Genomic DNA, 7,761 nt, shown 5'->3' on the forward strand with positions numbered 1-7,761 from the left:
GGGTCAATAATGAAGGGTTCGAGCAAGGCCCATTCGGCATCACTCACATCGCTGGGATAGTGGCGTTCCATCCATCAGCCTTCGCACCGTTATGGTGGCTCTCAAGTTTTAACGGACAGGCTCTCAGAGGCGAGGCGGGCAAGCAGGGGCTGGCGACGACGGGGAATGCGAAGGACAAGAAACGCGAACGCAAGGAACTCGTGGACAGCGCGGACACGCTGGCGAAGGCGATGACCCACTGCCTGCGCGAGGCACGCAACGAGGCGGAGGCGGACAAGTGGGACCTGACCACCAGCGAGTGGCGTGACCTGCCGGACCTGGACCTCAGCGAGAAGGCGGAGCTGCTCGCGCTGGCGGCGGCGGAGCTGGCCAAAGGCCCGCAGAAGGACAAGGCGCTGGAATACGGCATCGACGATGAGGCGGCTGTGGCCACGGAGAAGGAGCGCATGGACTTTGTGGTGGTCATGAACCTGCCAGTGAGCAGCATCGCCGGACGCAAGGTGGTGTCGTTAGGCATCCCGAAGCTGGTGAAGCAACTGCGGGAGAAGCTGGGGGAGATGAAGAATCTGATCCTGCAGTTCCGCAAAGCGGCTGGCGGGGAGGCGCTGATCACCGCCTTCCGTGAGGCGACGAAGAATCGCCTGGGCAATGGCGGCGGGGACGATGAGGAAGATGATGAGGAGACGCCGCCTGCTCCGCCTGCGGGCTGAACGAGAGGAATCATTTTTTCACCGCTCCGATGCCAGGACGATCCGGCATCAGGAGGTTGCCGTTTTCATCATACTCGATGCCGGTGAAATCGTCGTTGGCGACGTAGAAGTGGCCGTCGAGGTCGATCCAGTCGGCCCAAGGAGCAAGATGCGCGGCGGCGGTGGTGCCGAGGCTGGTTTCGATCATGCAACCGAGGAGAATTTGCAGGCTGTGCTCGCGCGCGGCGGCGATCATGGCCACCGCAGCGTCGAAGCTGCCGCATTTGAGGAGCTTAATGTTCACGCCGTCGATGAAATCGGCGAGCGCGGGGATGTCGGCGGCGGTTTGCACGCTTTCATCGGCAAAAATGGGCGGGGCGTTGCCGGGGAGGCTGGCGCGGAGTTCTTCCCAGGCGTCGATGCCGTGGCGATGATGAATCGGCTGTTCAATGAGCGCAGGGCGATATTCGGTGAGCTTGGTGATCATGAGCGCCGCTTCGGTGAGATCCCAGCCGCCATTGACGTCGAGCAGAAGATCGGCCTGCGGGGCGGCGTGACGTGCGACGGCGACGGTGGCGAGATCAAGGCTGAGATCGCCGGAGCCGAGCTTGAGTTTGAGGACGCGGAATTGCTGGGAGATGACGCGGATCTTGTCGGCGAAGACATCGAGGTCGTCGGGGATGCTGAAGGAGCGGCAGCCGGGCGGTGGTGATGAGCGCAGTGGCGTTCCCAATTTGAGTTTGGCAGCAGTCGCCAGGTTTTGATTGGTGGCGTGGCCGATGATGTCGTGCCGCAGGAGATTGAGAGCGAGAGCGGCGGTGCGGGGGAGTTGTTCCGGCAACACGGCTTGGTCCAGAAGCGCCAGGGTTTGCTGCGGGTCTTCGCCGTAGTAGGGAACGAAGGGCGCCTCGGTGGTGTGAATGCCTTCGGTGATGCGCAGCACCTGACGTGAAGCGGAAGTGCCGTGGGCGATGCGGAAGGGTTCGACGAGAGTGAGGGGCTTGAGTGCCGCGTGCATGGCACGGAGGGAGCGTCAAGAAGGTCAAGGAGTCAAGGAATGGTCAAGCTGTGTGGCTACGAACTGACCGATGAAGATATAGAATAGCTTCACGACCACTGGCACAAGAGCGAACCTCCGAGAGTGAAATAAGCCGGAACATCACAGCGACACGCCCCGCTTCCACGGCAGGAAGTCGTCTTGGCCTAGCGCCACAGCCTTCGGCGTGTAGTCGCCGCTGGCGGTGGCGATGACGAGTTCGAGCATGTCTTCGCCCATTTGCTCGACGGTCTTGGCACCGGTGATGATGGGGCCGGTGTCGAAGTCGATGAGGTCGGGCATGCGGCGGGCGAGATCGCTGTTGGTGGCGATCTTGAGCGTGGGGCAGACGGGATTGCCGGTGGGGGTGCCGAGACCGGTGGTGAAGAGCATCATGTTGCAGCCGCCGCCAGCGAGGGCGGTGGTGCTTTCGACGTCGTTGCCAGGCGTGCAGTAGAGCGTGAGGCCGCCGTGCTGGCGGATGGGCTCGGCGTAGTCGAGGACATCGACGATGGGACTGGTGCCGCCTTTTTTGGCCGCACCGGCGGACTTGATGCCGTCGGTGATGAGGCCGTCGCGGATGTTGCCGGGGCTGGGGTTGGCATCGAAGCCGGAACCGCAGGCTTGGGCGGTGGCTTCATACGCACGCATGAGGCCGACGAATTTATCGGCCAGTGCGGCGGTGACGCAGCGGTCACTGAGGCTTTGCTCGACGCCGCAGAGTTCAGGGAATTCGCTCAAAACAGGCGCACCACCGAGCGCGGCGAGGAGATCGGCGGTGTGGCCGATGGCGGGATTGGCGGAGATGCCGGAGAAGCCATCGCTGCCGCCGCATTCGACGGCCATGATGAGATTGCTCAATGCGCAGGGCTCACGCGTCTGTTCGTTGGCACCGGCGAGACCGAGGAAGGTGTCGCGGATGGCGTTCGCCATCATGTCGCGCTCGGATTTGCTCTTCTGCTGCTCGTAGATGAGCAGCGGCTTGTTCATCTGCGGATAAAACGCGGCGAGTTCCTGCTCCAGCAGGCTGACCTGGGCGTGCTGGCAGCCGAGGCTGAGCACGGTGGCTCCGGCGACGTTCGAACTGTTGATGTAACCCGCAAGCAGACGGCACAAAGCCTGCGCATCCTGGCGTGTGCCGCCGCAGCCGAGGCCGTGCTCGAGGAACTTCACGCCGTCGATGTTCTTGAAGACACGGGCGGTGGCGGTGGAGGTTTCCGCTTCGAGCATGGCGGTTTCGATTTGCGCCCTGGAGGCACCTTCGCGCTGCATCTGCACCAAACGATGCGCGAACTGCTCATAGGGCGAGGTTTTGCCGTAGCCGAGGCTGCGGGTGAGCGCCTCGCGCATGAAGGCGAGGTTGCGGTTCTCGCAGAAGACGAGCGGGATGACGATCCAGTGGTTTGCGGTGCCCGCAGGGCCGTGGGAACGCTTGAAGCCGTTGAAGGTGCGCGATTTCCACTTCGAGACATCGGGCGGCGTCCAAGTGTAGTCGCGCTGCTTGCCGCTGAAGGCGGAGGTGGCGTGGACGACGTTGTGCGTGTGAATGAGGGCACCTTTGGCGATAGGCTGCGTGGCTTTGCCCACGGTGACGCCATACATGGTGACGAGGTCGCCCACGGCGAAGTCATGCGCGGCGAATTTCTGCTTGGAGGGAATCTTTTCGCGCAACGTCCAGGTGGTGCCGTTTAACGAGACGTTGGCTCCGGTTTCGAGATCGCGGAGGGCGACAATGGCATCGTCGGCGGGATGGACTTGGAGGATGGGCGACATCGGAAAAAGTGCTCAGTGCTTAGTTCACAGTGCTCAGACTGCTGGTGAAGTTGAACTGAGCACTGAGCACTGAGCACTTGGAGGTGCCAGTGATTTTTACCGGCAGGGGAAGGGAAGGCTGAATTTTGAACTTTGCTCTTTGGACTGGAACGGCTTAGATCGTGGATATGCTCGAAATCAACAATCTCTCCCACGTTGTCCCCGGCAAGAACAAGGAACCGCTCCGCGTGCTTGAGCAGGTCAGCTTTCTGGCGCCCGGCGGTCATGTGCTGGCCGTCATCGGCCCGTCCGGCAGCGGCAAGACCACACTGCTGCGCATCCTGGCCGGGCTGACGGAGCCTGAGGCGGGTACCGCGACGCTGCGCACCCGCGATCTGATCAAACAGCCGCTCTATCCCAATCAACTCGGCTGGGTGCCTGCGGGCGATGACAGCCTCATCGAGCATCTGACGGTGCGGGAAAATTTGATCAGCGCGGCGATGCTGCGCTGCGCGGGTGGTTCCAAGGACGAGGTGCTCTCGCGTGTGTCCCATGTGCTGGTGACGGTAGGATTGGAAAACATCGCCACGGAGCGCACTTCCGCTCTGGCGCTGCCGCAGCGGCGGCGGTTGAAACTGGGCCTCGCGCTGGTGGCGGACCCCGTGATCGTGCTCTGCGATGATTTCACCGTGGGGCTGGATGTGCGCAGCGAGCGTGAGTTTGAAGCGCTGCTCAAACTGGTGGCCACCGACCGGCCGGACCGCATCGTGATCCATGCCACCGACTCGCTGGCGAATCTGGGCGCGTATGACACGGTCGTGGTGCTGCATGAAGGCTACGTGGCCTTCCACGGCCCGGCCCGCGCCGTGCCGCACTACTTCACGGTGCCGACGTATGACGAGGTGTATGCGCGTCTGGCGAAACGCCCCGCCCAGCGCTGGGGTGACTCGTGGATGAAGCATCGCGATTCGTATTACGCCGCATTCAAGCTGGGTGCCAAGGCGGAAGAACTCTCCGCCGCCGAGGAAGATCCCGGTGATGCCGACCGCACGCTGGTCCTCAAGCAGCGTGGCGAGGAAGACGAGGTGCAGGAGAAAAAGAAACCCGCCGAGGTCGAGATCAGGCCGATCGTGCCGCTGCCGGGCACCTTCAGCCAGGCACAGCATCTGCTGAAGCGCCGCTGGTCGCTGCTGCGCCGCACGCCGCGTGAGTGGATCATGCACGCCTCGCTGCTCGTCGGTGCGCCGATTGTCGTCGCTTTGCTGCTGATGCCGAACTTGAAGCTGATTAAGGACGTCAAAGGCGGCGCTTCCAATGACGATGTGTTCTGGCCGGCCGCCTATACGGTGTCGATGATCATGCTGATCCAGGTGCTGCTGGTGCAATTCATGGCGGTGCGTCTCGGTGCGCGCGAGATCGCCGGGCGTCGTGCGATTTATGAACGCGAACGCATCGGCGGCGTGAAGCCGTTTGCCTGGCTGCTGGGTTCGCTGCTGTTCATGCTGCCCATCATTCTGGTGCAGAGCTTCTGGATGGAAATGTTCCTCGATATTGTCGCCGGCAGCCTGCCGGGAGCGGGTTCCGCCAAGCTGCTGCTGCCCGCACTTTCCGGCGTGGCCTTTGCCACGATCTGCCTCGGTATTTCGGCGAATTCAAGCAGTGCGGAGCGGGCGCACAGCATCTCGCTCACGCTGCTCTGCGCGAACGTGCTGTTCTGCGGCGCGCTGCTCGGTTTCCCGCAGGTGATCGGCCCGGTGGTGCATCCATTCATCACTGCGCACTACGGCTGGTCGGGCATCATCGACTCGATGCAGGGTTCGCCCTCCTTCAAACCTATTGATGCCTTCGTGAAGACCTGGTTCGCCACGCCGAATCTCGCCATGATCATGCTCGGGGTTCACGCTGTCGTCGGTATCGTGCTCGCCTTTGTCGGTCTGCGTCGGCGTGCGTAGCGCTTCGCGGTCAAGATAACGGGGTCGTCAAGTTGGCTTCGCCGTCAAGGAGTCAAAGGGGGCAAGTATCGTGCCCATGAGCATTCGAGATCTCGACTCTTGACGATCCCTTGACCTCTTGACCACTCCTTGACTTCTTGACCTCTGGTTCTCTCCTCCCATGCTCAACTTCGTCCGCTTCAAGCACGCCCGCTTCTCCGCCCGCTTCCCCGACACGTTTCGTTACTCGCGCTCGCACTACTGGATGGCTCCGGTGGAAGGCGAGTCGAATCTGTGGCGTGTCGGCTTCACCAAATTCGCCACACGCATGCTCGGTGAACTCGTCGATTGCGAATGGAAACCCGCTGAAGGCGGCCCCGTGGCCCCCGGTGACAACATCGGCTGGGTCGAAGGCTTCAAGGCCGCCTCCGATGTCTATTGCGTGATGAACGGCGCCTTTGCCGGCGGCAATCCAGAACTCAAGGTCGATGCCTGCATCGTCCGCAGCGATCCCTATGAGCAAGGCTGGCTCTACAGCGTGCGCGGTGAGCCGGAGGCCGAGTCACTCGATGTGCAACGCTACATCGACCTCCTCAGCGGCACGATCCAGCGCATGGCCGAGGAAGGGCATGGGGAAGAGGGAATGGCGGAAGAGTAGTCAAGGCAGTCAAGATGGCTCCGCTTGACCGTTCCTTGAAATGGGGCTGTCTTGCTCCAAGTCTTTACTTGTTGCTGCCAGACTTAGTTTCCCTGAGCTTAAGCCATGCCTGCCGAATCAGAACAGATCGAGCACCCACCGAGAATATCGCGCCGGTTGTGGTGGGTGTTGGCGCTGGTCGCGGCACTTTTGGTCCTGATGTTCATCGTTGCTTATGACTCGAGAGCAATCGTATTGAGTGACGGAACCGAGGTTCGGTATTTGGGTTTTGTCCGAGGGCAGCCTTTGCCTCATTCGGAATTTGAAGAGGCCATTTATGCATACTCGCAGGACAATTTTGACCCACCTGGAACCCTCGAAGTTTTGGAGCGAGCTTTCAAGCAACGAGGCATCGACCAGCCTGAGTATTGTCATGCACCTCTTTTGGTTCTTGTCCCAAAATAGTGGCTGGCAACGGTGGAGGAAGCGAGGCAGAGAGTGCCAATGGAAGCACATGAAGAGCACACTGGCGATGAGTTGAAGCAGCACTATGCAGCGATGTTGGGATTAAAACGCCCGTGGGTGGTGGGGCAGGTGGAGCTGCAACTCGGGGCCAAGCGACTGGAAATTCATCTGGCTGAAGAGCCGCAGGCGAGCTTCGACTGCCCGGAGTGCTCGAGCGACTGCTGGCTCCACGACCATGCGCCAGCACGCCGCTGGCGCCACCTTGATGCGATGGGGTTTGAAACGCTCCTGGTGGCAAGCCTGCCGCGGGTGAAGTGTCCCGAGCACGGCGTCAAGACGGTGAACGTGCCCTGGGCCGGGGCGCACAGCCGCTTCACGCTGGCCTTTGAAGCCTTTGCCATCGCGGTGTTGCAGGCCACGGCCAGTCTCAAAGCCGCCGCAGGCCTGCTGGATCTGAACTGGAAGAGCCTGCAGGACATCATGGATCGTGCGGTGGCGCGCGGGTTGGCACGCCGCAGCGGTGCGCAAAGTCGGTATGGATGAAAAGAGTTTCGGCAAGGGCCAGGACTACATCTCAGTGATGTGCGATCTGGACCAAGCACGCGTGCTTGAAGTGGTGCCAGGGCGCGACACCCAAAGCGCGCGCGAACTCTGGCAGCAACTCCCCGAGCCAGTGCGTGGGCGGGTGGAGGCCGCCGCGATGGACATGAGCGCAGGCTACCAGAGCGCCACGCACATCGAGGCCCCGCAGGCACGCATCGTGTTCGACAAGTTTCACGTCGCCAAACACCTCGGCGAGGCGGTGGATCGCACGCGGCGCGCCGAGCACAAGGCGCTCACGGCCCAGGGCGGCGACACCCTCAAAGGCACCCGTTATCTCTTTCTCTACAACCCGCAGAACCTCAGCGCCGAGCAATCAACGAGCTTCGAGGCGCTGCTGCAAATCAACCTCAAGAGCGGCCGCGCCTGGGCCTACAAGGAACTGTTCAGCGAGTTTTGGAATCAACCCGGAGTGGAGGCCGCGCGCACGTTCCTCAAGGACTGGCTGGGCAGACGCGAGCACAAAAAGTCCAAGGCGCTTGATCATGCCTCGGGGAGCTGGTACAAGAAGGCACACCTTCACGCATGCGCCACTTCAACGCCCCCGATTCACTCGCACAAAACAGCCTCTTTGACTCGGCTGTCCTTGATGGCACCGCATGGTGGGCCACGCATCTCACGCCCAATGCCCTGCGCCATCTGCAAGAAGGC

General features: G+C 61.8%; 8 protein-coding genes. 6 read left to right on the top strand and 2 right to left on the bottom strand.

The genetic code is table 11. The features are described from left to right. Positions 1 to 710, top strand: a 710-nt coding sequence (locus ACKVY0_RS20605) for a hypothetical protein (protein WP_409216730.1), incomplete at its 5' end; no start/stop codon positions are given. A 10-nt stretch (positions 711 to 720) separates the two neighbouring features. On the opposite strand, the gene ACKVY0_RS20610 is transcribed toward ACKVY0_RS20605, so the two are convergent. Both ACKVY0_RS20610 and ACKVY0_RS20615 read right to left on the bottom strand, forming a co-directional pair. Beyond that, on the bottom strand, positions 721 to 1,707 hold the full coding sequence (locus ACKVY0_RS20610) for an enolase C-terminal domain-like protein (RefSeq protein WP_409216731.1): 987 nt from the start codon (positions 1,705 to 1,707) through the stop codon (positions 721 to 723). A 141-nt stretch (positions 1,708 to 1,848) separates the two neighbouring features. After that, on the bottom strand, positions 1,849 to 3,498 hold the full coding sequence (locus tag ACKVY0_RS20615) for a UxaA family hydrolase (RefSeq protein ID WP_409216732.1): 1,650 nt from the start codon (positions 3,496 to 3,498) through the stop codon (positions 1,849 to 1,851). 167 nt (positions 3,499 to 3,665) lie between these two features. Between ACKVY0_RS20615 and ACKVY0_RS20620 the strand changes: the two genes are divergently transcribed. The 5 genes from ACKVY0_RS20620 to ACKVY0_RS20640 all read left to right on the top strand — a co-directional run. Continuing rightward, complete coding sequence (locus tag ACKVY0_RS20620; protein WP_409216733.1) at positions 3,666 to 5,429, top strand: ATP-binding cassette domain-containing protein; 1,764 nt, start codon at positions 3,666 to 3,668, stop codon at positions 5,427 to 5,429. Between the two features lie 160 nt (positions 5,430 to 5,589). Beyond that, a complete protein-coding gene (locus ACKVY0_RS20625) occupies positions 5,590 to 6,066 on the top strand; it encodes a glycine cleavage system protein H (RefSeq protein WP_409216734.1) in 477 nt (158 codons plus the stop codon). 105 nt (positions 6,067 to 6,171) lie between these two features. Continuing rightward, the gene (locus tag ACKVY0_RS20630; RefSeq protein WP_409216735.1) at positions 6,172 to 6,510 is read left to right on the top strand and encodes a hypothetical protein; all 339 of its coding nucleotides are present in this window, start codon (positions 6,172 to 6,174) and stop codon (positions 6,508 to 6,510) included. A gap of 39 nt (positions 6,511 to 6,549) precedes the next feature. Further along, positions 6,550 to 7,053, top strand: coding sequence for a helix-turn-helix domain-containing protein (locus ACKVY0_RS20635; RefSeq protein ID WP_409216736.1), 504 nt, complete (start codon positions 6,550 to 6,552; stop codon positions 7,051 to 7,053). Next, the coding region (locus tag ACKVY0_RS20640; RefSeq protein WP_409216737.1) for a transposase at positions 7,031 to 7,761 on the top strand (731 nt) is incomplete at its 3' end. The genes ACKVY0_RS20635 and ACKVY0_RS20640, both read left to right, overlap by 23 nt.

It is taken from the genome of Prosthecobacter sp. (assembly GCF_046154365.1).
In the GTDB taxonomy this organism is placed as follows: Bacteria; Verrucomicrobiota; Verrucomicrobiia; order Verrucomicrobiales; family Verrucomicrobiaceae; genus Prosthecobacter.

Coding starts and splice junctions, on each gene's coding strand:
- ACKVY0_RS20635 (WP_409216736.1), top strand. CDS start 6,550: ATGGAAGCACATGAAGAGCACACTGGCGATGAGTTGAAGCAGCACTAT.
- ACKVY0_RS20630 (WP_409216735.1), top strand. CDS start 6,172: ATGCCTGCCGAATCAGAACAGATCGAGCACCCACCGAGAATATCGCGC.
- ACKVY0_RS20610 (WP_409216731.1), bottom strand. CDS start 1,707: ATGCACGCGGCACTCAAGCCCCTCACTCTCGTCGAACCCTTCCGCATC.
- ACKVY0_RS20620 (WP_409216733.1), top strand. CDS start 3,666: ATGCTCGAAATCAACAATCTCTCCCACGTTGTCCCCGGCAAGAACAAG.
- ACKVY0_RS20625 (WP_409216734.1), top strand. CDS start 5,590: ATGCTCAACTTCGTCCGCTTCAAGCACGCCCGCTTCTCCGCCCGCTTC.
- ACKVY0_RS20615 (WP_409216732.1), bottom strand. CDS start 3,498: ATGTCGCCCATCCTCCAAGTCCATCCCGCCGACGATGCCATTGTCGCC.